Here is a 23,565-nt window from a genome sequence, read left to right as displayed (position 1 = left end):
CGCAATCGACCCCACCCGGCCGATCTCCACCCCGTTATACGTCACCTTCGAACCCGGATCCATCACCAAACCGGCCCTCGACGCAATCATCGTCAGCTGCGTCTTCTCGGTGAATGCACCGCGAAACTGGCCGTACACCAAGGCCAGAATCAGCCCGCAGACAAGCATCATGGCGAGGGCGATCCACTTGTAGGGCGGGGTTCGTTGCGAGTTGATCTGCACGGGTGAGCTGGGACCTGTTTTCGTCGACAAGACCGCCGCCACCCCTCACGTCCGCGCCGCCGCCTGCCGGCGCGGCGACAAATCCACTCCCCTGCCTTTGCCAGGGGCTTCGTAACTGTGCACTAACGAAGTCAGTGAAATGTACCGCGACGGCCGAACTTGTGCGAACCGCTGTTCACAAATTCGTCGGGCGCCGCGGTTGGCAAGATGCCGGGTCTACGCTCGATGAGAACCTCGATGAGGACAACGAAAGGTGCGCGATGCTGGCAGCGTTCGGATTCGAATCCCTGGGTGTGGTCGTCGGCGACATGTACTTCATCGACCCGTCCCCGCTCGAAGGTCAGGAAACCCCGGAGCGCGGCGTCAGGCTGGAACTGCGCCTCGTCGACCGGGCCGAGCCGCAGGGCTCGATCTACGCCGGCGTCCCGATCGCGTTCACTCGCCCGGTGTGGCGGGTGGACCTGTTCGGGTCCACCGAGAGCCCACCCGGGACCCTGGACCGCGCCCATCACCACCCGCAGTTCAACGGTTGGGAACCCAGCCGCCGGCACTTCGTCCCCGAGCTGTCCGCCGACCCGCTGGCCTGGTTGACCGAACAGCTGGCCGACCCGGCCGCCGTGCTGGCCCGCGCCGGCGTCGACGCCGACCAGGTCAGCGAGGCCGACACGGCCGGGCTCGCGGCGGCCGCTCCGGAGATCGTCGCCGCCGTGAAACGGTTGCTCGACGGCGTACGCAATGGCGAGCTGGCCCCGGAGCCCGCCGAGCCGGTCGCCGCCGCCCGCACCGGCTGGCTCTGACGTGCGTTAGCGTCGTCGGCGTGACCCTCAAAAACATCGCCCTGACCACCCTCGACGGTCGGCCGACCACGCTGGCCGAATTGTCCGACGGCGCAACGCTGGTCGTCAACGTCGCCTCCAAATGCGGGCTGACGCCGCAGTACACGGCCCTGGAAAAGCTGGCCAAGGACTATCGCGACCGCGGCCTGACGGTCGTCGGCGTCCCCTGCAACCAGTTCATGGGCCAGGAGCCGGGCACAGCCGACGAGATTCAGCAGTTCTGCTCGACGACCTACGGCGTGACGTTCCCGCTGTTGGAGAAGACCGACGTCAACGGCGACGGCCGCCACCCGCTGTACGCCGAGCTGACCAAGGCCGCCGACGCCGACGGCCAGGCCGGCGACATCCAGTGGAACTTCGAGAAGTTCCTGCTCGCACCCGACGGCGAGGTGGTGCGCCGCTTCCGGCCCCGCACCGAGCCCGAGGCCCCGGAGGTCATCAGCGCCATCGAGGACGTGCTGGCGCGCTAGGCATGAAAACGGCCCCCGGAGCTATCTCCGGGGGCCGTTTTACCTGGTAGCGGGGACAGGATTCGAACCTGCGACCTCTGGGTTATGAGCCCAGCGAGCTACCGAGCTGCTCCACCCCGCGTTGGTGAATGCCAGGTTACCGAACCGGTCTCTCGGCGACCAAATCGCCCGCTCAGCGGGCATCGAAGCCGCGAACGGCTCAGTGCGACGGCGGGTTCAGCCCGTATCGCTGGGCGATGTCGTCCATCCACTCCGGCGAGCCGTACGTCAGCCCATATTTGTCGGCGAGCTTGCCGAACTCGGGCAGCTCGTGCAGCGGTGTGCCCGCCGGGTCCTGGTCGTGCTCGACGAGCAGCTCGCCCAACTCGCGGAAGTAGTTCTCGAACCCGCCGGGGGTGATGACCTCGATGATGCGGCCCGGCTCGCTGCCGGCGTTCCACATCGCATGCATCTGCCCGCGCGGCTTGGTGATGTATCCACCGGGACCCAGCACCACTTCGCTGTCGTCGGAACGGAACCCGATCTCACCGGCCAGCACGATCGAATGCTCGTCCTCGCGGGTGTGCCGGTGCGCCGCGGTGAGCAGGCCGACGGCGAACGGATGCTCGACGATGGACACCTCGCCGCCGTTGGTCTTGCCGGACAGTTTGAACACCGCCCCGAAGCCCGGGAGAGTGACGACCTCGCCCTCTCCCGGTTGCACCACGGTGACGCCGATTGGATCTGGTCCGCTCATGGGAGATACCTTCCTCGCAAACCCGTTGCGCCGCAAGACGTGTTCAGCCCGCCGCGGCCAGGTCGGCCGTCGTCTCGTCGTGCGGCGGCCACAGTGGCTGCGGCACTTCGATGCCGAACGGCTTGTCCCATCCGTTGCGGGACGAAACCTGGTGCACGGGATGGCGATTGGCCGCGACGCCCCACCTGCCCAACGGGTAACCCAGGGTGAGCATCGCCGACATCTTCCAGCCCTGCTCGGCCGGAACTCCCAGTAGCTCGTTCACCTCGTCCTCGAAATTGCGGAGCACCATCGTCATGACACCGCCGACTCCCTCGGCGCGGGCGGCGAGCAACGCACTCCAGATGGCCGGGTAGATGTTGGCGCCGCCTAGGTCATCGATGGAGTAGACGAACAGCAACAGGGGGACCTCTTCGAAATGGTCGGCCAGGTAATTGCCCGAGCCCTTCATTCGGCGCATCGTTTCGGCGTGCGCGGCGGGATCCGCTCCGGGCGCCGTGGCGACCATCGGTCCCGTTCCCGTGCTGAACTTCTCGTATTCGATGGCGCGGGCCTTGCGGAACAGTTCGGCGAACTTGCCGATGAGTTCCCGATCGTCCACGGCCACGAAGTGCCAACGCTGGGTGTTGCCCCCGTTCGGGGCGCGCACGGCCGCATCGAGGATGCGCGCCTGGGTCTCCAACGGAATCGGATCCGGGCGCAGCCGGCGCATCATCCGGGTGGTGTACAGGCCTTCGTAGATGTCCATTGTTGTGCTCCTTCCACTATTCGGGCCAAGAACTGTTGTGGATCGCGTCGACCATGTTGGCGGGCGTGAAGTTCGGATCGAAGTGCGCCAGGACGTCGGCGTTCATGGTGCCGTAGGTGGTCTCCGGGCGGTGCTTCATGCCTTCGTTGAAGGCGACCAGGATGCGGTTCTTGAAGTCGGGACGCGGGTGGGCCGCGGTGACCGCCTCGACAGCGTCAGAAGGCAGGGCCTCGCGGCCGGCACCGACGACGTCGGTCGCGACACCGGCGATGAGCAAACTGATTTCCGGGTCCAGGCGGGCCGGCACGCCGGGCGTCGTGTGCAGGGCGATGCCCAACCACACCTTCTGGGCCTGCGCCTCCTCGACGCCACGTTCCACCAAGAATTCGCGCGCCGCGTCGGCACCGTCGATTTCGAACCGCTCGGTCGAGGCGCCGTAGCGCGAGGTGAGACCCAGGTCGTGGAACATCGCCGCCACGTAGAGCAGTTCCAGGTCTGGGTGCAGCCCGAGGCGGCGCCCGTGAAGCGCGCCGAAGAAGTACGCCCGCCGGGAATGGTGGAAGAGGACGTCGTCCTCGGCGGCGCGGATGAACTCGGTTGCCTCGCGCACCAGCGCGGTGTCGGGGACCACGATGTCCGCAACGGCTGTTGTCGATGGAATGGCCATGACCGCGTCTCCTTCACTGCTTGCCTGAAGTGTGCGCCGCCGCGCGGTCAGGGAGGAGTCGGTTTGCGGCCGTTCTTCCCACAGAATCCGACATTGGCCGTCAGGCGGTGAGGATCGCCTGGGCCACCTCGTCGGGGTGGGTGAGCAGCCCATTGTGCGTGCCCGCAACGACGACCGGCCGGACCCCGATCCGCGCGGCCGATTCGGCCGCCGGCCGCGGCATCGCCAGGTCGTCTTCGCCGGCGATGTAGACCAACGGGATGCCAAGGTCGATCGGGTGGATGTCGAGGGAACCGAGGAAGTAACCGCCGGGCTGAACGGTGAGCAGGTCCGCCACCAGCCGCTGTAGGTCAGCACAGACGCCCTGCATCAGTTCCCGTCCGAGATATTCCGCGGTTGCCGGAACGCCTCCGACCGGCGATTCCTCGATCCACCGCAGTGCGGACAGGCGCTTGTCGGGCGGGTTCTCGTCGATCAGCGACCTGCCGGGCAGCGGCACGTGCGCGTTGTAGTACACCAGTTTCTCGACTCGACCGGCGAGCACTTGCGCGGCGCCGGTCGCGGGGAAACCGCCCCAGCTGTGGGCAACCAACACCACCGCGCCGGATTCTCGCCGCCGCACCTGCCGGGCGATGTAATCGACCGCATCGTGAAGTTGGTATCCCGAGGGATCCTCGCCGTCGCCCATACCGGGCAGCGTCAAGGTGATAGCCCGGTGGCCCGCCGCGCGCAGCCGCTGGGCGACCGGACGCCAAGACCACGCCCCATGCCAGGCGCCGGGGATCAGGACGTATGTCGACATGTCCGCTAATCAACCGGGGTGGCCGGGCCGGGCGGCGGCCAGGTCACCGGTGGCCAAATCCCAAGTGTGGCAGTCGCTTCGCGTCATGTCCTGCTTTCTGTCGATCGAGGCAGCGCTTACGCTGAGGTCCGAGCCGCTATCGGGACGTTCCGCGCATTCGGGACCATGCGCAGCATCGTGGATGGATGAAACAGCTCCGCGCGCCGGCCGACCATGTTCATCAGATGCAGGAATCGCTGGACCATTTCCGGGTCGGTTTGCGCGGCGCGGACCATGCGCTCCACCAGAGCGTTCCTGAGCCGCACCGACACGGTTCGCTTCCCCGCTATTTGCGGCAGTGCCAGGTCCGAACTCAAGGCGGTGTGCCAGGCCACGGCGATCTCCTTGGCAGCGCGGCCGAAGAACCGCCGTGGCAGTTTGTCGCCGCCGTCCCGAAGGCAATCACGCAGAATCAACGCCTCGATGGCGGCGATCGACATGCCTTGGCCGTAAAGAGGATTGAAATTGCACAGCGCGTCTCCCATCACGATCAGGCCGTCGGGCGTGCGCGTCAGCTTGTCGTAGCGTCGCCATCGGTTCGAGGGAAACTTGTAATGCGTGACGTCGGCGAGCGGTTCCGCGGCCCGCGCGGCGGCCAGCACATGTGGGGGCGCTACACCGGTCAGACAATCGAAGAGGGCGGCGCGATCGGTGGGCGCCGGTTGCCCGGACAGCGTTTGCACCGCGAGCATGTACGCGTTGTTCTCCCCGGCGAACATCGCGAATGCGATCGGGCGGCTGGGCTGGGCAGCGGTGAGCGTGACGTTCTCCCGCAAGGTGCCCGGCTCCAGATAAACGGGCAGACCGGCGTAGGTGACGTGCACCTTCAATTCGTCCTCGCGTGGACGGCGATACCCGAGTTCTTCGAGGAGGATCGGTGTCCGCGAGCCGCGGCCCGTCGCGTCAACGACAAGGTCTGCGGTCAGGACGCTTTCGGCGCCCGAGTCACGTCGCGCCACCACGACACCCGTCACGCGGGCGCGCTGCTGGGTGGACGTCAACCGCACCGCGTCACAGCCCTGCAGCAACTCGACATTGGGAAGGGCATGCACGCGTCGACGTAGGTTCCACTCGAGAAAAGCGCGGTGCGCGTAGTGGATAACGATCGACTCCGGGTCGGGGACGTTGCCCGAGCGCAGCAACTCGTGTCCACCGAAATTGATGCAGAGGCGCGACAGGTCGCCGTCGTCCCAGACTCGGGCACCGCCGACCACCAATTCGTCGAGGAAACCGGGAAAAAGCTGTTCCAAACTTCGTGTCAGCCGTGCCGGTGGGATGTGCGGCAGGCCGCCTTGCGGGACCCCGCGGCGGGTCCGCGGTCCGTCCGGGAGAACGTCTCGTTCGATCACGACAACGTCGCGATAGAAGTCGGCCAGTACCCGTGCCGCCAGTAAGCCGGTGATGCTTCCCCCGAGAACTATTGCGGTGTACCCGATTTCGGACGCATTCGTCTTCAAGCTGACTCCTGTGATCGCACCTGATGAGAACCGCCGCATCCCCCGGCGGTCACCGCTCAGTCTGCTGCGGTGACCGTCGGGGCACCGGTGCGATTTCAGACCGCTATCCCACAGTTCGCGACATCACCGGCCGCGCGGACGGAGCGCCTACTCGGGCCAGGTGTTGTCCAGGATGATCTCGACGAAGTCGTCACGGCGGAAGGTGGGATCGAAGTGTTGCAGCACATCGGCGTTGACGGTGCCAAAGGTGCTGTGCGGGCGGTGTTTCATGCCTTCGTTGAAGGCAGCCAAGATTCGCCGCTTGAAGTCAGGCCGGGGATGCGCCGCGGTGACCGCGGCGAGGGCTTCCGCGGAAAGGTCGTCGCGTCCGATGCCCAGCACGTCGGTCTCGACACCGGCTGTGACCAAAGCGATTTCGGGTTCCATGAATTCGGGTATGCCGGGCGTGGTGTGCAACGCGATGCCGAGCCACACTTTGGCGGCGTCGGCCTCGCCGACGCCGTGCTCCAACAGGAAAGCCCGCGCCGCGTTGGCGCTGTCCACCTCGAAGCGCAGGGTGGACGTGCGATACCGCTCGGTGAGGCCCAGGTCGTGGAACATCGCCCCGGCGTACAGCAGTTCCAGGTCGGGCTCCAGGCCCCGGCGCCGCCCCTGCAGCGCACCGAACAGGAACACGCGCCGCGAATGGTCGAAGAGTAGGTCACCCTCGGCCTCGCGGATGAACTCGGTGATCTCGCGAACCAGCGGGGTGTCCGGTATGACGATGTCGGCGATACTCTCGACGTGTTGAGTGACCATGATCAACCTCCTGTGTCGGGTGGACTGTCCTCAGTATTCGACCGCGCCGTTCAAGCCACCCGAATCGTTTGAGCCGTCTTCACCACAGAATGCGACGCGTTCGTCACCGTCGGTCGGCCCGCTAGCCGCCCAGCCGCCATATTTCCCACAAATTGCGACACAATGGCTGGCGTGACCGAAGCCAAAGCGCGTACGCGGGTGGTGGTGATCGTCGTGTTCGACGGGGTGACGCTGTTGGACGTCGCGGGCGCGGGTGAGGTCTTCGTCGAGGCCAACCGGTTCGGCGCCGACTACCGGGTCAAGATCGCGTCGCTGGACGGGTGCGACGTGACCAGTTCGCTGGGGTCCCGACTTGGCGTGACCGACAGCATTGCCGCGATCGAATCCGCCGACACCGTCCTGGTCGCCGGCAGCGACAACCTGCCCGCGCACGCCATCGACCCCGCCCTGGTCGAGGCCATCCGATCGGTGTCGGCCCGGACCCGGCGGCTGGCCTCCATCTGCACCGGGTCGTTCGTCCTCGCGCAGGCGGGCCTGCTCAGCGGAAGGCGCGCCACCACGCACTGGCACGATGCCCGGCTGTTCGCGCGTGCCTTCCCCGATGTCACCGTCGATCCCGACGCGATCTTCGTCCGCGACGGCAACGTCTTCACCTCGGCCGGGATCTCGTCGGGCATCGACCTGGCGCTGGCGCTGGTCGAAATGGATTACGGCACCGAACTGGTCCGCAACGTTGCCCGGTGGCTGGTCGTCTACCTCAAACGCGCAGGGGGCCAATCACAATTCTCGGTGTTGGTCGAGGCCGATCCCCCGCCGCAGTCGCCGCTGCGTGCGGTCATCGACGCGGTCGCGGCCGACCCGGCCGCGAACCACAGCGTGCAGTCCCTTGCCGCGCGGGCGTCACTGAGCACCCGTCAGCTGACCCGGCTCTTCCAATCCGAGCTCGGGATGACCCCGGCCCGTTATGTCGAATTGGTTCGCATCGATTTCGCCCGTGGGGCACTGGAATCCGGCCGGTCCGTCAGCGAGTCCGCGGGCATGGCCGGCTTCGGCAGCAGCGAAACCCTGCGACGCGTGTTCGTCAACCACCTGGGCATCAGCCCGAAGGCCTATCGGGACAGGTTCCGAACGGCCTACGCCTGAGCGATCGAGTGGCAGTCTTGCGAGATGCGCCTGGCCAGGGTTCGCGATTGTTTCGCTACGTAGCCGATCAACGCTGGGCGGCTCAGCAGACCATGGAAGTACAGGCCATCGGCCGCAGGCGTCGGCGCCAGCAGGACCGGTGCGCCGTCGGGTGCGAGTACCCTCAAGTGCCCGACCAACGGGCCCAGGCCGGGCCCGTATCCGGTCGCGCAGATCATCACGTCGGGTTGAATTCGTGCACCGTCGGCCAGCGCCGCCTTGGCACCCTCGAGCGCGCTGACCGCCCCGACCACTTCGATGGATCCGTCGCGCACCGCGTCGATGACCTCGCGGTCGACAACTGTCGGTGCGGCGTGCAGCCGGTGGGCTCTGGCAAACGGGCCTTCCTCCGGAACAGGCAGACCGAATTCTTGGAGGTCGCCGAATGCGCGGTGGCGCGCTGCGTTAGAGATCCGGTCGGCTACCCGCGGGGGCAGATGGAACAACGGAATCGAGAGCACGTCGTTGGGCAGCCCGACAGGCCCCTTACGCAGCAAGAGGTTTGGTGGAGTTCCTACCGAGAGCCAGACTTTGGCCGCCGCGCCTACGGTCAGGTCGTGGGCGATCTCCATTCCCGAGGATCCCGACCCGACCACCAGCACGCGCTTGCCCGCGTACCGCGCCGGGCCTCGATAACTCGATGAATGCAATAGCTCACCGCTGAAAGTGCCGGCCCAATCCGGGATCAAGGGAGTGTGCAGATAACCCGTGGCGACCACGACGTGTCGAGCGTCGAGGTCGCCGTCAGACGTTGTCAACCGCCATCCCACCGTACAGCGGTCGATCCGCTCGACCGTGGTGTTGAGCCGGAGGTCGATGCCGTCCTCGCCCGCGTGTCGGTCAAGGTGCGCGACGACCTGGTCACGAGTCGGATAGAGCGGAGTCCCCTTCGGGTATGGCCGGCCCGGCAGGTGGGAGAACTGCCGACCGGTGTTGAGCCTGAGCCGGTCATACCGGCCGCGCCACGACGCGGCCACTGCATCGGCCCGGTCGATGAGCAATGGCCGGATTCTGTTGTCCTTCAAGCTCAGCGCGGCAGAAATGCCGGCCGGGCCGGCACCAATAACCACTACTGCCCGGTCAGGTCGCGAGGATCGCATTGGCCACTTCGTCGGGGTGGGTCAGCATTCCGTCGTGTGTCCCCGGAACGACGACCGGTTTTACACCGAGCCGGGCGGCAAATTCGGGCCCCGGGTGCGGCATCGCCTGATCGCTGTCGCCGGTGACGTAGGCGGTGGAAACACCGAGACTCGCCGCATCGATGTCGAGAGCGCCAAGGAAGTAGCCGCCGGGTTGCGGGGTCATCAGATCCGCCACCAATCGCTGCAACGCTGGGGCGACGCCTTGCAGCAACAGCTGTTCGACGTACTCCAGGCTCGGTGCAATGGCGCCGAACGGTGATCCGTCGATCAATTGCAGCATCAACTCGCGTGTGTCTGGCGGGGTTTCGTCGACGAGCGACCTGATCCGAACCGGCACGAAAGCGTTGTAGTAGACGATCTTGCTGACCCGGCCGCGCAGAAGGTGAGCGGCGCCGGTCGCGGGGTAGCCGCCCCAGCTGTGCGCGACGAGTACCACGTTGTCCAGCTCGAGCCGGCGCACCTCGTTGACGATGTAGTCGATCGCGTCCCCGAGCTGGTAACCCGACGGGTCATCGCCGTCGCCCAGACCCGGCAGCGTCAGGGTGATCGCCCGATGACTCGCCGCGCGAAGCCGGTTGGCAACCGGCCGCCAGGACCAGGCGCCGTGCCAGCCGCCTGGAATCAGCACATACGTCAGCCCGTGCGTGTCCGGCGGTAGGGTCCCGTCGAGAGTCATCTGGCGCGAGCCTCGATCACGCTGAAATCCGTTTCGGTGTCGAAGACTTGAGTCATCTCGAAGCCGGCTTCATCGAGGAGTCGCTGATACTCCTTGGCGGTGCGTTCACGCCCATCGTTGAACAGCAACATCTCGATGTCAGCGATCTTGCCGATGAATTCGCGGGTGTCTTCGGGGATTACCGTCTCGACGAGCAGTAAGGCCGCGCCAGTTGGCGCAGCCCTCCTCACATTCCGCAGGATTTGCAGCGCCGCGTCATCGGACCAGTCGTGCACAATGTGCTTGAGCACATAGGCATCAGCTCCCGGCGGAACATCGCAGAAGAAGGAGCCCGCAACCAGGCGAACCCGTTGCGCCACGCCTAACTTTCGTAGCAGCGGCGCTGCTTCGGCCACCACATCGGGAAGGTCGAACAGCACACCACGCGTGTTCGGGGCCGAGGCCAGGATGGCCGCGAGCAAGCGGCCATGACCGCCTGCGACGTCGACGATGGTAGCGAATGGCGTGAAGTCATACGCCGCCACGAGCGGTCCATCTACGTACGCCGACAAGCCCGTCATCGCGTCGTTGAAGATCGCACTGAATTCGGGTTCGTCGCGCAGGTAGTCGAAGAAGCGCTTACCGCGCAACGCCTGGACCGGCGAAGTGCCGGCTCTAACAGTCTGGGTGAGCAGGCTCCAATGTTCGCGCTCCTGCGGTGCGCCCACGAGCCGCGCCAGGGCCGCCATAGATACCGGGGCGTCCGAGCGCAGCAGGTCTGCTCGCTCGGTCAGTTCATAGCGGCCATCGTCGCCCTGAGCGAAGATGCCCTTGCTGATCAATGCTCGCAACACCCTGCGCAACGCATCGGAATCGGCTCCGACTTTGTCGGCGAGTTCATCGATGTGCAGTGGCCCGTCGCCAAGCGCATCGGCCACTCCCAAGTCGGCAACTGTAGTAATGGTCTGCGCTACCCACGCGCCCAGTATGAGCCCCTGCATCGCTTTCGCCGGCGATGACGCCGGCGGATCCAATGGCATTGTCTCCCAACCTCCTCATTCTGGTTGACAAAAATCACGGCCGCGCCCGCCGCCCGGACCGGGTGAGGGCTACCAACTCATCGCGATAACGGCTGCCAGCAGCAAGACCGTGACGAGACCGTGGAGGACGAGTTGGCGCAGAAAGGTGTTCTGGACAAGACGGTCCAATTCGGCCGACTGTGAAAAATCAGGCAACACATAGTGATTACGCATTGAGCCGAAACCCATTCTCGCGCTCAGCGATATGGTCATTGTTGATCATCGATCGAGTCGGCCGGCCGAAGCCGTTGGCCCGAGGTCGTATTGCTCGCAACGTGGGAAGGTCTTGGCAGACCCTGGAAGGTCACCGAAAGCCGCGGCCCATAGCATGGTGCCCATAAAGACCAGCACTATCGCGATGAAGCTGTGAACGCATGCTTGCCGCACTATCATCGCCAGGGGCGGCTGCAGTGGGTAATCCTCCGGAAATCTCGTCATGGTGGGCCCTTCTGTGTCACGGATCGGCAGAGCCGGAATCACTTCAGTGAGTAGCGGATCGGCAGGTGTTTGAGACCACCGACGAGTGTCGTCGCGCACAATTCCGGCTCGCCGGCGAGCTCGATCGATTTCAGCCTGGGGAGCAGTTCGCGGTAGAGACTGTTGATCTCCATCCGCGCTAATGCGGCACCGAGGCAGAAGTGCACGCCGTACCCGAAGGCCAGGTGTTTGTTGGGATCGCGGCGGATGTCGAAGCGGAACGGATCGTCGAAGACCTCCTCGTCGCGGTTGCCGGACGCGTAAGCCAGATACACCGACTCTCCTTCGGCGATGTCGACCCCCCGAACCGTGGTGTCGGCGGTTGCGGTGCGCATGAATTCCTTCACCGGGGTGGTCCACCGGATCATCTCCTCGATCGCCGTCGGCATCAGCGTGAGGTCCTGCTTCAATCGCGTTAGTTCACCGGGGTTTTCGATGAGCGCGCGCAGCCCGCCGGAGATGGCGTCTTTGGTGGTGTCATGGCCGGCGCTGGCGATGATCACGTAGTAGGACGCGGTGTCCACGTCCGAGAGCGGCTCGCCGTCGACGCGCCCGTTCGCGATGGCCGAGGCCAGGTCGCCGGTGGGGTTCTGGCGGCGCGACGCGGTCAGCTCGGCGAAGTAGTTGAGGAAGTCCTGCATCACCGCGAGCACGGCCTGGGGGCCTTGACTTCGCTGGTATTCGGCGTCATCGCGGCCGAACATTTCCTGGGTAAGCGTGCGCATCCGAGGAAACTCGGATTCGGAAAGACCCAATAGGGACAGGATGACGTAGAGCGGAAAGTCGGCTGCGACGTCGGTGACGAAGTCGCACTCAGGTCCGATCTCGCACATCTTGTCGACACAGCGCTTGGCCAGCTGGTCCACCTGCGCCTTCAGGTTGCGCATGGCCGCGGGGCGGAACCAGTTCGCGGAGATCGCGCGCACCTTGCGGTGGTATGCGCCGTCCATCTGGACCAGGGTGCGCATGCCGGTCCCGGCGTCTAGCTCTGCATTGCGCAGATCGTCGACGGCGGCGGCTGTGAGCATTGTGCGGGGCGCGCTGATGAAGAGGTCATTATCGCGCTCGATCGCCATGATGTCAGCGTGCTTGGTGATCGCCCAGAACGGCCGATACGGCGGATGGTCCACCCATGCAACCGGATTGGTTGCCCGCAGCTGCCGTAGCCCCGTGTGCAGCCGCTCGTCGTCGGCGTATGCCGATGGGTCAGCCAGAACTTTGGTGGCGTCATGCATTGTGGGTGCGTTCATGTGGATTCCTCACTCCGGGGTTGTCAGAACTTCGATAGATGAAGACCCAATGCGCCGCCGTCGAGGCGCGGCCGTCCTCGCTTCGACGCATCCTCAGAACCTGATCGGCTCGAGGCGGCCTAGGATCTCCTCGCGCCGCGCCTCGAATTGCTCCGGCAGCTGGAATCGCTTGCCCAGCTCCTGCGGCGACTCGTCGCAGTCCCAGCCACCCTCGTTGTGTGTCACGGCCAGTTCGAAAAGGGCGCCGCCGGGTGATCTGACGTAGACCGACTTGAAGTACTTGCGGTCTCGAACTTCGGACATATCTGTGTAACCGGCACCCTCGATCTCGAGTTTCAGGTCGCTCTGGTTTTCGAGAGTGTCTGCGTTCCAAGCGAAGTGGTGAATAGTTCCGGCACCATAGGTCCACGTGCCCGGCCCATCTGTGCGATTGACGACAAGCTCGACCGCACCGCCGAGCCCGGACTTACCGGCCTCCAACGCAAAACGGTCACCTTCGGTCAAGCCCTCGCGAGCACCAAGGTGGTTGGCGGCAAACTCGACTGCGGTGTCCGGCCCCGTCACGTGTACGCCTACACCGTAAATCCCGTGGATGGCGTACTCCTCGGGCACACCGTTGCCGGTGTAACCCCGACGAGGGTCGTCGACGACCTCGACCAGCTGGTACTCGATCCCGCACGGATGCCGGAACAGGACGCGGCGGCGATCGAACACGGTCGCGTCCCGGACGTCCGCGGCCCGTTCCTGCAACCTGGAGGACCAGTAGTTCAGCGAACCCGCGGGAGCGGCGAGCAATACCTCACGTGCCTGGTTGGTACCACGTCGCCCGCACATCCCGGCCTGGCCAACCGGGAACGTGGTGAGCACCGCGCTCGGGTCGCCGTTGGCGTTGCTGTAATACAGGTGATAGATCGGGATCGTGCCGTCGAACAACACCGTCCGTTTGATCAGCCGTAGACCCAGCATCTTGACGTGAAAGTCAACGTCGTCCTGGGCCCCGTTCACCGACATGGTGATGTGGTGACTATCGATGATGTACGACATTCGAGCTCTCCCGCCGGCGGGTGGTCATCGGGTCCCCCAGGAAGCGGAAAGCCGCTTCGGACATCGTTCTCGCCGTGAGCGTTTGCGGTCTGATCGGGCCATCGGGCATAGACATGTTGGCGTAGCCGCCGGGAAGCACATGCTGCGGAAGCGCAGCTGATACCACCTCGGGCCAACCGCGATGAGCAGTGTGGCCAGATCTGTTCTTCGTCACACCTGCGACGTTAAAAAGCAACGCGTCCAGCGGCTAACCTGCGCCCACTGAGTGGGCTTTACCGGCCGGTCACCGTTTGACGGTGTGGCGATAGGGGCAGCGCCCGAGCTCTAGGCTGGGGTAATAGATTGGCGCTCAAGGAGTACCAGGACGGATCCCAGAAGGGGCCGTCAGGTCATTGAGGAGCATTCATGATGAGTGATTCTGGTAAGGCGAATGGCTAGAGGCGTCGGCACTTCCCCAATGACGGGGCGGGCCATCATGATCGGGTTGGTCACGATTCCTGCATTGGTCGCCATGGCCGCGCTCGCCGCGGGGTGTGACTCACCGACTACGACGTCATCGACAGCCACGCCGGCGTCCGTCGGATTGCCACAGATTCTGCAGCGCGGCACGGTCCGTGTGTGCAGTACCGGCGACTACCGCCCATTCACGTACCGTGACGCACAGGGCATCTGGAGTGGGCTCGACATCGACATGGCCCACGACATGGCCACTCGACTGGGAGTCCGGCTGGACACGGTGCCGACCACGTGGGCAAGTGTTGTCAACGATCTGGGCAACAAGTGCGATGTGGCGATGGGAGGAATCACCATCACGCTCAACCGCGCCGAGCATGCGATCTACAGCGCTCCCTACCTACGCGATGGAAAAGCGGCCATCGTCCGTTGCGCTGAGGCATCAAAGTTCCAGACCCTGAGCGACATTGACCGCCCGGGTGTCCGCGTGGTCGTCAACCCCGGTGGTACCAATGCCGAATTCGACAACGGCCACCTCCACAATGCGCACGTGGTGAACTATCCGGACAACAACACCATCTTCGGCCAAATCACTAACGACGCCGCCGATGTCATGATCACCGATGCCAGTGAGATCCGTTGGCAGACAGGCCAGGATCCGCAGCTCTGCGGTCAGAGTCTGGACCATCCGTTCACGTTCGAACAAAAGGCCTATCTCATTCCTCGAACCGCCACGGACGTGCAGCAATGGATGAATCTGTGGCTCAACATCGCACAGAACGACGGGACCTACGCAGCGCTGAGCCAGAGGTACCTAGGTGCGCTAATCGGACCATGATTGTTGCGGGCCGATCGACATTCGTGCCCTCCTCTAACCGACGCTGGGAAGCGGAATGGCGGTGAAGACGCCGTCGGGGTCGTACCGCGCTTTCGCGGCGGCGAGTCGGACGGCGTTCTCGCCGTAGGCATTCGCGACCTGCTCGTGGTCATCGGGTCCCAGCAGGTTGGCGTAGCCGCCCGGTTGAGCGTGAGGCGCAAGCGCGGCCGACACCGCGTCGGCCCACGCACGGTGAGTAGCACCATCCCCGGTCTCCCAACTGGCGACAATCTCGACGACGAAGTGTGGGCGGCGGTTTGCGAACGCGGTTTGGTCCGAGGCGACGCGCGTCGACGCGCCGTGACAGTGGTGGATGGCGACGCCGCTGGGGGGTGAGGTCAGCGCCCGACCGGCCTCGCGGAGCGTATCGATCACCCCAGGGGTGTACCCCGCGACCGTGCGGGTGCGAATCGCCCAGCACTGCCCACCCACGCTCCAGCCATCGAACAGGCTCAGCCATTCGCGGTACGTCATCGGCGCGACCTGTGTGGTCAGCGGAGTTCCAAGCTTGACGAGCCTATCGACGGCGGCTTCGCCGCAACGATGATCGCCGCTGAAGGCAGGGGCAAGGAAAACCGCCGGATTTCCGCCTGGCTCGCAAAGCAGTCCACTTAGCACGGTCAGCTCGTCCGGTGCAGTCGACAACAGCTCACCGAGCCCACTCCACACCGTCGCGGCCTGCGACCACGGGAACATGATCATTCCGCCGATCAACCGGTCCAGCGGATGTAACCGCACGCGCATCGAGGTGACCACCCCGAAGTTGCCGCCACCACCGCGCAGTGCCCAGAACAACTCCGGCTCGTGAGTCGCGTCGGCTGCGACGGTTCGACCGTCCGCCAGGACAACCTCTGCACCGACCAGGTTGTCCGAGGCAAGGCCGAACCGGCCGTTGAGCGGTCCGTAACCTCCGCCGAGTGTCAGGCCGGCCATACCGACGCCGCCGCAGTTGCCGGTGGCGGCAACCAGCCCGTACGGCGCGACCGCGTCGGTCAAATCAGTCGCTGTGACACCCGCGCCGACCGTTGCGACCGGTACCGTGGTATCGACTGTGACACTTCGCATCCCGGACATGTCGATCACCAGACCGCCGTCGCACACAGCGCGACCAAGCCAGTCGTGGCCACCCCCGAGCACCGAGAGCCGCATCCCGCGGTCACGCGCCACCCGGATGGCTATCTGCACGTCGAACGATGACTCGGGTCGCACGATCAATGCCGGACGATGCTGCGCCGCCGCATTCCAGATCAATGGCGCAGCACCGGGGACCCGCACTTGCGTGGCATTGATCGCTCTCGTCAGGTCGGCGGCGGCCGCGGATATCACAGCGGGGGTGGTCATTTATCTCCTACGGGTTGACGACGACGTCCAGCAAGAACGTCCGCCCTGATGCGACGGCTTCGAGTGCCCGCTGCACGGCCACGGCCAGCTCATCGAATTTCTGCACGCGTTCGCCCATGCCGCCATACGCTTCGGCCTGCTTCACGTAGTCGGGCATCGGTTCAATGGTGTTGCCGACGAAGTTCTGTTCGCGGACGGCCGCGCTATCCGGGTAGTACCTGACGAGGTTTCGGATCTGGGATGCGTACTGCCGGTTATTGCACAGCACGATGAGCAGCGAGACTCCGTATTCCTGTGCGAATCCCAGCGCAGCCGGCACGGGATTGTAGTGCCACGCTCCGTCACCGAGGATGCAGACGACCACTTGCTGCGGGCGCGCGAGCTTGACGCCGAGTGCGGTGCCCAGGCCGGTGCCCAGTGCTCCTGCCCAACCGCGATACTGCTCGAAAAGTTTACGGGTGTACAGGAATTGAATCATTTGCGGCACTTGAGACGTGATCTCATCGACACAGATCGCGTCGTCGGGAAGTGCGTCGTGCAACGCACCGAACAAGTCGGCGGCACACACGAAATCGGTTGCCTGCAACGCTAGTTGGCGAGCTTCTTCGATTCCCTTGGCGCGCACGCCATCCGTGTAGCGCGTCCACCGCTCGTCGGCGTCGTGCCGAACGGCCGATCGCGTTTGTAGATTGGCAGCGAGCGCAACCAGATTGATCGACACATTCCCCGGGATCGCGTGAGTGATCGGGTAGCCCCAATAGGCACCGCGCGGGCGCAGCGGGTCTTGTTCGAGGTGAATGACCGCGCACCCTGGGCGTAACGCCGCCTGCGGCGGATGCCACGGTCCATTGCAGCCGGCCAACAGCACGGCATCGGCTTCACCCAGCACCGCTTCCACCGGCCCCGCCCCGTACAGGGGGTGCGACCGCGGAAAGTTGTGATAGGCGGGATTCCAGAATTCGAAGACGGGCGCCGACAGCGCCTCGGCGATGCCTATCAGGGCGTTGCGGTCGGCGTCGGTGCGCCCGCCGTGTTCGGTGACGATGATCGGGTTTGTCGCGCGCACGAGAATTCCGGCCACCCGGTCGATATGTTCTGGTGTCGCGACATTCGGTGCAGCGGGAACCCACGGGGGGACCTCGGGGTGACCCTCGCCCAGCAACAGCTGAAACGGTATCTCCAACAGCGTCGGGCCGAGCGGGACGGACTCGGCGATGAAGCGGGCGCGCCGGAGTTCGTGAACCAGATCGAACGGCGTGCGCGCTCGCTTCGCCCACTTGACGACGACTTCGGCGTTGCGCGCCGGGCCGGCATGGTCGGTCAGCAGTGCGGGCCATTCGGCACCGGGATCGCCGTCGGGGTCATCACCATAGCTGAGCGTGTCAGGCGACAGTGCCGTCATCGGTGTGCGCTCCTGCAGCGCCGTGCTCAGCGCCATCGACGCGTTTTGAACTCCCAACGATGTCGGCAAGAAGACGATCTGGCTTCGGCCGGTGGCCTTGTAGTAACCCGATGCCAGGCTCACCGCCAACAGCTCATGGCGACAGCGGAAGTACCGCAGCCTCATCTCGTTGCCGCGCCGGGCAAGCACTTCCCAGATCGGCGCCATCACGGCGATGGGAGAGGCGAAAATGCAGTCCACGCCCTGGGATTCCAAATGATCCAGCAGTACTTCTGCGCCATTCTTGGCGCCATGAGCGCGTGTCACACGAGTGACGCTAGGAAGCGACGAGGCCAACTGCGAGCCCGCGCCCACTGGGTGGGTTTTGCTAGCTGATCAGTGATTCACGGTTAGGCGCTTCTGATTTGAGGGCTAGTGTGCTGTGCGATCAGCTCGCCGACCATCCACACGCCGAAGGCGGTGCCGGGTTCATCGCCGCATCTACCTGTCACGCACCGGATGGCAGCTGCCGGCCAAAGAGCTGCGGTAAGCCCTTCAGGCGGGGGTTAACGCGATAACCGGGATGGGCCGCGATGTTCGGCTCTGGTAGCCGGTGTATCGGTTCGCGTTGTTTGTATTGACGATCTCCCACAGCCGAGCGTAGCCGGCGTCACCGGGTGCGACTCTGCGTGCTGTCACCGCGAATCGTATTGGCCCCACGTTTATTTCGCAGTCCGGCTGGTTCCGTAGGTTGTGGTACCAGCCCGGATGCTTATCGCTACCACCGAAGGACGCGACGACCAGATACGAGTCGCCGTCCTTGGCGTAGGTCAGTGCATTACTGCGCTGCTGACCGGTCTTCGCGCCCGTGGTGTGTAACAGCAAACAGGGTGGCATGCCTGGCATCCGGTGGCCGATCCGACCGTCGGTCCTCCGATAGACCATGCCATGAAGGCGCAGCAGCGGTAGGAGCACCAGTTGCTCCGCCGGAGTCATATTGCTCATGAGCAGTTTGCGCCTGTCATGCCCGCGACGTTAGGAAACCACGCGACGAGCGGCAAACCTGGGCCCACTGAGTGGGTTTTCGCGCCTGGCACCGTTTCACGGGTTGCGAAGGAGGCTGACGATGCGGCTGCCGGTAGCCCTGGTGGCAGCCAGCAGTCCCAGGGGAGGCCGGCGTTGCGCGATGAGCGCCGAAACGGCAGCCGCCGCGTTGTCGCCGAGAGGAATTGCTATGGCAACGCAGCTGAGATCCGCCAGCACCCCGCCGGCATCCACTATGGGGGCGCGGCCCAACTCGGTGTAAGCCCGCGCAGTCGCCGTACCTGGCGGCACCCGAGCCCCGGGTTCGGCTGTGAATCCCACCGGAATCCGAGCGTCCACCACGTCCAGGTACACCACCTCGCCACCGATCAGCGCAGACAACTGAACCGCAGCCCCAGTGGCGCTTGCCAGCTCGGCGATCGGCCGACGGGCGGCCACCCGCAATCGACGCTCCGGACTCACCCGCGAACCCAACCCCAACAGGCTCGCGCCCAACCGATACCGGCTGCCTTCGCGACTGACCGCCCCGACCGCGATCAACTGCTGCAACAGTCGACGGACCGTCTCGCGCGGGATCCCACTCACATTCGCCAAATCCAGCAGCCGCACCGGCTCCAACGCAGCCACCAGCTCCAGCAGTTCAAATGCGCTCTGGAGAACCCCGCGGCCGTCGTTAGGAAACGAGCCGTCCACAACCCGACGGAGCATCGCCATCGCCCAGACCAGGCCGCTTGGCAACCGGTCGCCTTGACCAGACTCCATGCCGGCGGCCCGAAATCAGCACATACGTCAACCCCTCGTTCAAGGTATGCCTTTCGCTGTCAAGGATCCGAAGGTAGTACCGGACCGGTGTGTGGCCGCCACGGCTATGACGTTAAGAAGCCGCGGGACAAGCGGCCAATCTGTGCCCACTCAGTGGGTTTTCTCGCTGATAGCAATTCACGGTGTACGAAGGAGCCCGGCGATACGGACACCGGTGGCCCTGGTGGCAGCGAGCAGCCCGAGCGGCGGCCGCGGTCGCGGGACAAGCGTCGACACAGCTGCCACAGCGCCGTTGCCCAAAGGAATGGTTACCGCGACACAGCTCATACCCTTGATAACCTCGCCGGTGTCCACTATTGGTGCGGTAAAACCCAATTCGGTGTGGGCTCGTGCGGCTGCGCATCTAGGTGGTACCCGGGCCCCCGGTTGGGCGACCACTCCGAACGGAACCCGAGCGTCCACCGTGTCCAGGTACACCACCTCGCCACCGATCAGCGCAGACAACTGAACCGCAGCCCCAGTGGCGCTTGCCAGCTCGGCGATCGGCCGACGGGCGGCCACCCGCAATCGACGCTCCGGACTCACCCGCGAACCCAACCCCAACAGGCTCGCGCCCAACCGATACCGGCTGCCTTCGCGACTGACCGCCCCGACCGCGATCAACTGCTGCAACAGTCGACGGACCGTCTCCCGCGGGATCCCGCTCACATTCGCCAAATCCAGCAGCCGCACCGGCTCCAACGCAGCCACCAGCTCCAGCAGTTCAAATGCGCTCTCGAGGACCCCGCGGCCGTCGTTGCGAAGCGAACCGCCCGCCGCGCCCACCCGCCTATCACTGGCGGTCATGCGATCCACCGTTGGCCCACCATCGACCCCTTTGAGGTTGCTGTTGCCGACTGCAACGGCGAGCACGTGCGATCTATGCCCGGTGCCGAAAAGCAACAACAGCCTGCTCAGAATGTCGTCGACGAGGTTATCCCCGAAGCGGCATGGGGCCAAAATGCTGCATTAGCGCGGGCAGCAGCCTTTGCGAGATGCGCTTCGCCGGCCCGCGTCCGACCTACTTGGTGTTGTTGTACTTGGTGATCGCGTCGTCCAGGCGCTGCAACGCCGCACCGTAGCCGGCGAAATCGCCCTTCTTCTGCGCGTCCTTGGCCGCGCCGAGGGCCGCCTGAATCTCTTGCAGGGCAGCCGATTTCGCCGGGGACAGGGTCACCGAACCGTCGGCGACCGGCGGTGCGGCCACCGGCGGCGCCGAACCCGGTGTCACGGCCGGCGGCGGCGTGTTGGCCGGCGGACTGGCGGCGGGCGTGCCGGACTCGGTGGGCTGGATGCCCGTCGCCGCCGCGCCCGCACCCGGACCGAACAGCCCCGTCAGGGCGTCCCGCACCGTGGGGCCGTACCCGATCTTGTCGTTGTACATCATCGCCACCCGGATGAGCCGCGGATACGACGACGCCGCATCGCTGGCCCCCGGGGACGCATACACGGGTTCGACGTAGAGCAGCCCGCCCTGGCCCACCGGCAGGGTGAGCAAGTTGCCCCACCGGATCCGGTTCTGGTTGTCACGCCCGATCACACCGAGGTCCTGGGACACCGCCGGATCGGTGGTGATCGCGTTGTTGGCCAGCTTGGGCCCGTTGACCTGACCCGGGATGGTCAGCACGGTGATCCGGCCGTACGTCGCCGGGTCGGAGCTGGCGCTGATGTAGGCGGCCAGATAGTCGCGCTTGAATCTGTTCATCGCGCTGGTCAGCTGATACGACGCCGTATTGTCGTTCTTCGCAATGTTTTTCGCGACGATGTAGTACGGCGGCTGGTAGCTGCTGGCCGTCGGGTTCGGATCTAGCGGCACGTCCCAGAAATCCGACGTGGAGAAGAACGTCACCGGATCGTTGACGTGATATTTCGCCAGCAACATCCGCTGCACCTTGAACAGGTCCTCGGGATAGCGCAGGTGCTCGGCCAGCTCCGGGCTGATATCGCTCTTGGGCTTGACCGTGCCCGGGAAGACCTGCATCCACGCCTTGAGCACCGGGTCCTGCTCGTCCTGCTGGTACAGCGTGACGGTGCCGTCGTAGGCGTCCACGGTCGCCTTGACCGAGTTGCGGATGTAGGAGACCCGCTTGTCGGGTGCCAGCCTGTTGAACGCCACCTCGTTGGAGTCCGCGGTCGCCGACTCCAATGACGTGAGTTCGGAATACGGGTAATTGTCCAGCGTGGTGTAGCCGTCGATGATCCACACCAGTCGCTTGTTCACGATCGCCGGATACACCGCGCTGTCGGTGGTCAGCCACGGCGCCACCGCCTCCACCCGCCGCGCCGGGTCACGGTTGAACAGGATCCTGCTGTTGGAGCCGATCACGTTGGAGAACAAGAAGTTTCGCTCGGCAAATTTCGCGGCGAACACGCTGCGCGACAGCCAGTCGCCGATCGGGACGCCGCCGAGCCCGGTGTAGGTGTAGTTCTTGGTCTCGTTGCTGGTCTCGTAGTCGTATTCGCGGTCGGTGCCGTTGCGACCGACGATCGCGTAGTCGGCCGACGTGTTGGCGATGACCGGCCCGAAATAGACGCGCGGCTGGTCGAGCTGCGCCGGGCCGTCGGAGACCACCCCGCCGTTAGCGCCGACGACGTTGACCAGGAATTCGGGGTAGCCGCCATTCTGGTTGGGGTCGTTGGCGATTCCGCGCACCGTGTTGGCCGGCGACGCGATGAAGCCGTTGCCGTGGGTGTACACGGTGTGCCGGTTGATCCAGTCGCGCTGATTGTCGATCAGCCGGTCGGGGTTGAGTTCGCGGGCGGCCACGACGTAGTCACGCAGGGCCCCGGTGCGGTCCTGGTACCTGTCGATGGAGAGCTGGTCGGGGAAGTAGTAGAAGTTCTTGCCCTGCTGGAACTGGGTGAACGCCGGGCTGACGATCGTCGGATCGAGCAGCCGGATGTTCGATGTGGTGGCCCGGTCGTCGGCGACCTGCTGGGCGGTGGCCCCCGCGTCGCCGGTGTAGTTGCGGTAGGTGACCTGGTCAGACGTCAGACCGTAGGCTTGCCGCGTCGCGGCGATGCTGCGGCTGATGTATTCGCTTTCCTTTTGCGCGGCATTGGGTTTGACGCTGATCTGCTCGACGATCAGCGGCCATCCCGCCCCCACGATCAGCGACGACAGCAGCAACAGGACCACACCGATCGCGGGAATCCGCAAATCCCTGAGCACGATCGCCGAGAACACCGCGCCCGCGCAGATCAGCGCGATGGCCATCAGGATCAGCTTGGCCGGCAGCACCGCGTTGATGTCGGTGTAGCCGGCGCCGGTGAAGGGCTTGCCGCCGCGGGTGTGCGACAACAACTCATAGCGGTCCAACCAGTAGGCGATGGCCTTGAGCAGCACCAGCACCCCGACCAGGGTGACCAGCTGGATTCGCGCCGACCGGCTCAGCGCCCCGGTGCGGCCGGACAGCCGAATGCCGCCGAAGATGTAGTGGGCCAACAGGTTCGCCACGAAGGCCAGGAACACCGCGACGAACAGGTAGGACAGCAGCAGCCGGTAGAATGGCAGCTCGAACGCGTAGAAACCGAGGTCCTTGCCGAACTGCGGGTCCCGGATGCCGAAATCGCCGCCGTGCAAGAACAGTTGGATTCGAACCCAATAGCTCTGGGCGACGATGCCGGCCAGCAGGCCGACCGCCACCGGGATACCGGCGCTCACCAGTCGTAGCCGCGACAGCACCAGGGCGCGGTAGCGCGCCACCGGGTCGTTGTCGTTGCTCGGCACGAACACCGGGCGGGTGCGGTAGGCCACCGCCAGCCCGGCGAACACGATGCCGCCCACCAGCAGGCCGGCGATCAAAAACACCACGAACCGGGTGACCAGCACGGTGGAGAACACCGAGCGATACCCGAGCTCGCCGAACCACAGCCAGTCGACGTATGCGTCGATCAGCCGCGGACCCGCGAGCAGCAAAGCGATCACACCCAGTGCGATCAGGATCAGAATCCGGCTACGCCGAGTCAGCTTCGGCATCCGTGCGGTGGGCCGCATCCCCACTGGCTACGCTCCCTGATCGATTGCTAGACGGTGACAACTCTACGCATGGCACAACCCGTGA

Annotated in this window: 24 protein-coding genes and 1 tRNA gene; 5 read left to right on the top strand and 20 right to left on the bottom strand. The window is 65.1% G+C overall.

Translation table 11 applies throughout. The annotated features are described in order from the left end of the window. Positions 1-171: MlaD family protein (locus A5622_RS24055; protein WP_369829252.1), on the bottom strand; the 171-nt coding region annotated here is incomplete at its 3' end. A gap of 311 nt (positions 172-482) precedes the next feature. Here A5622_RS24055 and A5622_RS24050 point away from each other — a divergent pair. Together A5622_RS24050 and A5622_RS24045 are read left to right on the top strand one after the other, a co-directional pair. After that, positions 483-1,019 carry a hypothetical protein gene (locus A5622_RS24050; protein WP_066881664.1) on the top strand — a complete coding sequence of 179 codons (537 nt, stop codon included), beginning with the start codon at positions 483-485 and terminating at the stop codon, positions 1,017-1,019. A 20-nt stretch (positions 1,020-1,039) separates the two neighbouring features. Continuing rightward, the gene (locus A5622_RS24045; protein ID WP_066881648.1) at positions 1,040-1,528 is read left to right on the top strand and encodes a glutathione peroxidase; all 489 of its coding nucleotides are present in this window, start codon (positions 1,040-1,042) and stop codon (positions 1,526-1,528) included. Positions 1,529-1,572: 44 nt separating this feature from the next. Here the strand turns inward: A5622_RS24045 and A5622_RS24040 are convergent. The 6 genes from A5622_RS24040 to A5622_RS24015 form a co-directional block, all read right to left on the bottom strand. Beyond that, positions 1,573-1,649: transfer RNA gene (locus A5622_RS24040), tRNA-Met, on the bottom strand. A gap of 78 nt (positions 1,650-1,727) precedes the next feature. Then, entirely contained in the window at positions 1,728-2,264 is a 537-nt protein-coding gene (locus A5622_RS24035) for a cupin domain-containing protein (protein WP_066871104.1), read from the bottom strand. A gap of 43 nt (positions 2,265-2,307) precedes the next feature. Next, positions 2,308-3,012 (bottom strand): nitroreductase family protein, encoded by a 705-nt coding sequence (locus tag A5622_RS24030; protein WP_066881646.1) that lies wholly within the window; start codon positions 3,010-3,012, stop codon positions 2,308-2,310. A 16-nt stretch (positions 3,013-3,028) separates the two neighbouring features. After that, complete coding sequence (locus A5622_RS24025) at positions 3,029-3,679, bottom strand: HD domain-containing protein (RefSeq protein WP_066881644.1); 651 nt, start codon at positions 3,677-3,679, stop codon at positions 3,029-3,031. A 100-nt stretch (positions 3,680-3,779) separates the two neighbouring features. Beyond that, entirely contained in the window at positions 3,780-4,481 is a 702-nt protein-coding gene (locus tag A5622_RS24020) for an alpha/beta fold hydrolase (protein ID WP_066881642.1), read from the bottom strand. 116 nt (positions 4,482-4,597) lie between these two features. Continuing rightward, positions 4,598-5,662 (bottom strand): 2-polyprenyl-6-methoxyphenol hydroxylase-like oxidoreductase, encoded by a 1,065-nt coding sequence (locus tag A5622_RS24015; RefSeq protein ID WP_156753071.1) that lies wholly within the window; start codon positions 5,660-5,662, stop codon positions 4,598-4,600. A gap of 3 nt (positions 5,663-5,665) precedes the next feature. On the opposite strand from A5622_RS24015, the gene A5622_RS29380 reads away from it, so the two are divergent. Beyond that, positions 5,666-5,914 carry a hypothetical protein gene (locus tag A5622_RS29380; RefSeq protein WP_156753070.1) on the top strand — a complete coding sequence of 83 codons (249 nt, stop codon included), beginning with the start codon at positions 5,666-5,668 and terminating at the stop codon, positions 5,912-5,914. Positions 5,915-6,124: 210 nt separating this feature from the next. Here A5622_RS29380 and A5622_RS24010 read toward each other — a convergent pair whose 3' ends face one another. Then, complete coding sequence (locus A5622_RS24010; RefSeq protein WP_066881662.1) at positions 6,125-6,775, bottom strand: HD domain-containing protein; 651 nt, start codon at positions 6,773-6,775, stop codon at positions 6,125-6,127. Between the two features lie 162 nt (positions 6,776-6,937). Here A5622_RS24010 and A5622_RS24005 point away from each other — a divergent pair, with 162 nt between their 5' ends. Continuing rightward, positions 6,938-7,918, top strand: a complete 981-nt coding sequence (locus tag A5622_RS24005) for a GlxA family transcriptional regulator (protein ID WP_197508087.1) — start codon at positions 6,938-6,940, stop codon at positions 7,916-7,918. On the opposite strand, the gene A5622_RS24000 is transcribed toward A5622_RS24005, so the two are convergent. The 6 genes from A5622_RS24000 to A5622_RS23975 form a co-directional block, all read right to left on the bottom strand. Further along, positions 7,909-9,057, bottom strand: coding sequence for an NAD(P)/FAD-dependent oxidoreductase (locus A5622_RS24000; protein ID WP_066881637.1), 1,149 nt, complete (start codon positions 9,055-9,057; stop codon positions 7,909-7,911). The genes A5622_RS24005 and A5622_RS24000 overlap by 10 nt on opposite strands. Beyond that, the gene (locus A5622_RS23995) at positions 9,038-9,775 is read right to left on the bottom strand and encodes an alpha/beta fold hydrolase (protein ID WP_232003032.1); all 738 of its coding nucleotides are present in this window, start codon (positions 9,773-9,775) and stop codon (positions 9,038-9,040) included. The genes A5622_RS24000 and A5622_RS23995 overlap by 20 nt, the downstream gene beginning before the upstream one ends. After that, positions 9,772-10,794, bottom strand: coding sequence for a methyltransferase (locus A5622_RS23990; RefSeq protein WP_082975879.1), 1,023 nt, complete (start codon positions 10,792-10,794; stop codon positions 9,772-9,774). The genes A5622_RS23995 and A5622_RS23990 overlap by 4 nt, the downstream gene beginning before the upstream one ends. 69 nt (positions 10,795-10,863) lie before the next feature. Beyond that, on the bottom strand, positions 10,864-11,046 hold the full coding sequence (locus A5622_RS23985) for a hypothetical protein (protein ID WP_066871127.1): 183 nt from the start codon (positions 11,044-11,046) through the stop codon (positions 10,864-10,866). Between the two features lie 263 nt (positions 11,047-11,309). Next, positions 11,310-12,560 carry a cytochrome P450 gene (locus tag A5622_RS23980; RefSeq protein WP_066871130.1) on the bottom strand — a complete coding sequence of 417 codons (1,251 nt, stop codon included), beginning with the start codon at positions 12,558-12,560 and terminating at the stop codon, positions 11,310-11,312. Positions 12,561-12,653: 93 nt separating this feature from the next. Then, complete coding sequence (locus A5622_RS23975; RefSeq protein WP_066881635.1) at positions 12,654-13,604, bottom strand: VOC family protein; 951 nt, start codon at positions 13,602-13,604, stop codon at positions 12,654-12,656. Positions 13,605-14,079: 475 nt separating this feature from the next. Between A5622_RS23975 and A5622_RS23970 the strand changes: the two genes are divergently transcribed. Next, entirely contained in the window at positions 14,080-14,895 is an 816-nt protein-coding gene (locus A5622_RS23970) for a transporter substrate-binding domain-containing protein (protein ID WP_197508086.1), read from the top strand. 33 nt (positions 14,896-14,928) lie between these two features. On the opposite strand, the gene A5622_RS23965 is transcribed toward A5622_RS23970, so the two are convergent. The 6 genes from A5622_RS23965 to A5622_RS23945 form a co-directional block, all read right to left on the bottom strand. Beyond that, positions 14,929-16,275 carry an FAD-binding oxidoreductase gene (locus A5622_RS23965; RefSeq protein ID WP_066881627.1) on the bottom strand — a complete coding sequence of 449 codons (1,347 nt, stop codon included), beginning with the start codon at positions 16,273-16,275 and terminating at the stop codon, positions 14,929-14,931. 7 nt (positions 16,276-16,282) lie between these two features. After that, complete coding sequence (locus A5622_RS23960) at positions 16,283-17,983, bottom strand: thiamine pyrophosphate-dependent enzyme (protein WP_197497897.1); 1,701 nt, start codon at positions 17,981-17,983, stop codon at positions 16,283-16,285. Positions 17,984-18,211: 228 nt separating this feature from the next. Beyond that, positions 18,212-18,661, bottom strand: a complete 450-nt coding sequence (locus tag A5622_RS28650) for a nitroreductase family deazaflavin-dependent oxidoreductase (protein ID WP_067179263.1) — start codon at positions 18,659-18,661, stop codon at positions 18,212-18,214. 96 nt (positions 18,662-18,757) lie between these two features. Then, positions 18,758-19,408 carry a helix-turn-helix domain-containing protein gene (locus A5622_RS23955; protein WP_197508085.1) on the bottom strand — a complete coding sequence of 217 codons (651 nt, stop codon included), beginning with the start codon at positions 19,406-19,408 and terminating at the stop codon, positions 18,758-18,760. A gap of 231 nt (positions 19,409-19,639) precedes the next feature. After that, positions 19,640-20,461, bottom strand: a complete 822-nt coding sequence (locus A5622_RS23950; RefSeq protein ID WP_156748782.1) for an IclR family transcriptional regulator — start codon at positions 20,459-20,461, stop codon at positions 19,640-19,642. A 61-nt stretch (positions 20,462-20,522) separates the two neighbouring features. Then, positions 20,523-23,504: a UPF0182 family protein gene (locus tag A5622_RS23945; protein WP_066871149.1), complete on the bottom strand. Its 2,982-nt coding sequence runs from the start codon at positions 23,502-23,504 to the stop codon at positions 20,523-20,525. Between the last annotated feature and the right edge of the window lie 61 nt (positions 23,505-23,565).

Source organism: Mycobacterium sp. 1245801.1 (assembly GCF_001673055.1).
Classification (GTDB): Bacteria; Actinomycetota; Actinomycetes; order Mycobacteriales; family Mycobacteriaceae; genus Mycobacterium; species Mycobacterium europaeum_A.
This window is presented reverse-complemented; position numbering and strand designations above follow the sequence as displayed.

Excerpts from the sequence above, each read along its gene's own strand:
- A5622_RS23965 (WP_066881627.1), bottom strand. The coding sequence starts at position 16,275 with ATGACCACCCCCGCTGTGATATCCGCGGCCGCCGCCGACCTGACGAGA.
- A5622_RS24025 (WP_066881644.1), bottom strand. The coding sequence starts at position 3,679 with ATGGCCATTCCATCGACAACAGCCGTTGCGGACATCGTGGTCCCCGAC.
- A5622_RS24020 (WP_066881642.1), bottom strand. The coding sequence starts at position 4,481 with ATGTCGACATACGTCCTGATCCCCGGCGCCTGGCATGGGGCGTGGTCT.
- A5622_RS23975 (WP_066881635.1), bottom strand. The coding sequence starts at position 13,604 with ATGTCGTACATCATCGATAGTCACCACATCACCATGTCGGTGAACGGG.
- A5622_RS23970 (WP_197508086.1), top strand. The coding sequence starts at position 14,080 with ATGATCGGGTTGGTCACGATTCCTGCATTGGTCGCCATGGCCGCGCTC.
- A5622_RS23995 (WP_232003032.1), bottom strand. The coding sequence starts at position 9,775 with ATGACTCTCGACGGGACCCTACCGCCGGACACGCACGGGCTGACGTAT.
- A5622_RS28650 (WP_067179263.1), bottom strand. The coding sequence starts at position 18,661 with ATGAGCAATATGACTCCGGCGGAGCAACTGGTGCTCCTACCGCTGCTG.
- A5622_RS23990 (WP_082975879.1), bottom strand. The coding sequence starts at position 10,794 with ATGCCATTGGATCCGCCGGCGTCATCGCCGGCGAAAGCGATGCAGGGG.
- A5622_RS24000 (WP_066881637.1), bottom strand. The coding sequence starts at position 9,057 with ATGCGATCCTCGCGACCTGACCGGGCAGTAGTGGTTATTGGTGCCGGC.
- A5622_RS24035 (WP_066871104.1), bottom strand. The coding sequence starts at position 2,264 with ATGAGCGGACCAGATCCAATCGGCGTCACCGTGGTGCAACCGGGAGAG.
- A5622_RS24005 (WP_197508087.1), top strand. The coding sequence starts at position 6,938 with ATGGCTGGCGTGACCGAAGCCAAAGCGCGTACGCGGGTGGTGGTGATC.
- A5622_RS24050 (WP_066881664.1), top strand. The coding sequence starts at position 483 with ATGCTGGCAGCGTTCGGATTCGAATCCCTGGGTGTGGTCGTCGGCGAC.
- A5622_RS24030 (WP_066881646.1), bottom strand. The coding sequence starts at position 3,012 with ATGGACATCTACGAAGGCCTGTACACCACCCGGATGATGCGCCGGCTG.
- A5622_RS23955 (WP_197508085.1), bottom strand. The coding sequence starts at position 19,408 with ATGCTCCGTCGGGTTGTGGACGGCTCGTTTCCTAACGACGGCCGCGGG.
- A5622_RS23980 (WP_066871130.1), bottom strand. The coding sequence starts at position 12,560 with ATGAACGCACCCACAATGCATGACGCCACCAAAGTTCTGGCTGACCCA.
- A5622_RS24010 (WP_066881662.1), bottom strand. The coding sequence starts at position 6,775 with ATGGTCACTCAACACGTCGAGAGTATCGCCGACATCGTCATACCGGAC.
- A5622_RS23985 (WP_066871127.1), bottom strand. The coding sequence starts at position 11,046 with ATGACCATATCGCTGAGCGCGAGAATGGGTTTCGGCTCAATGCGTAAT.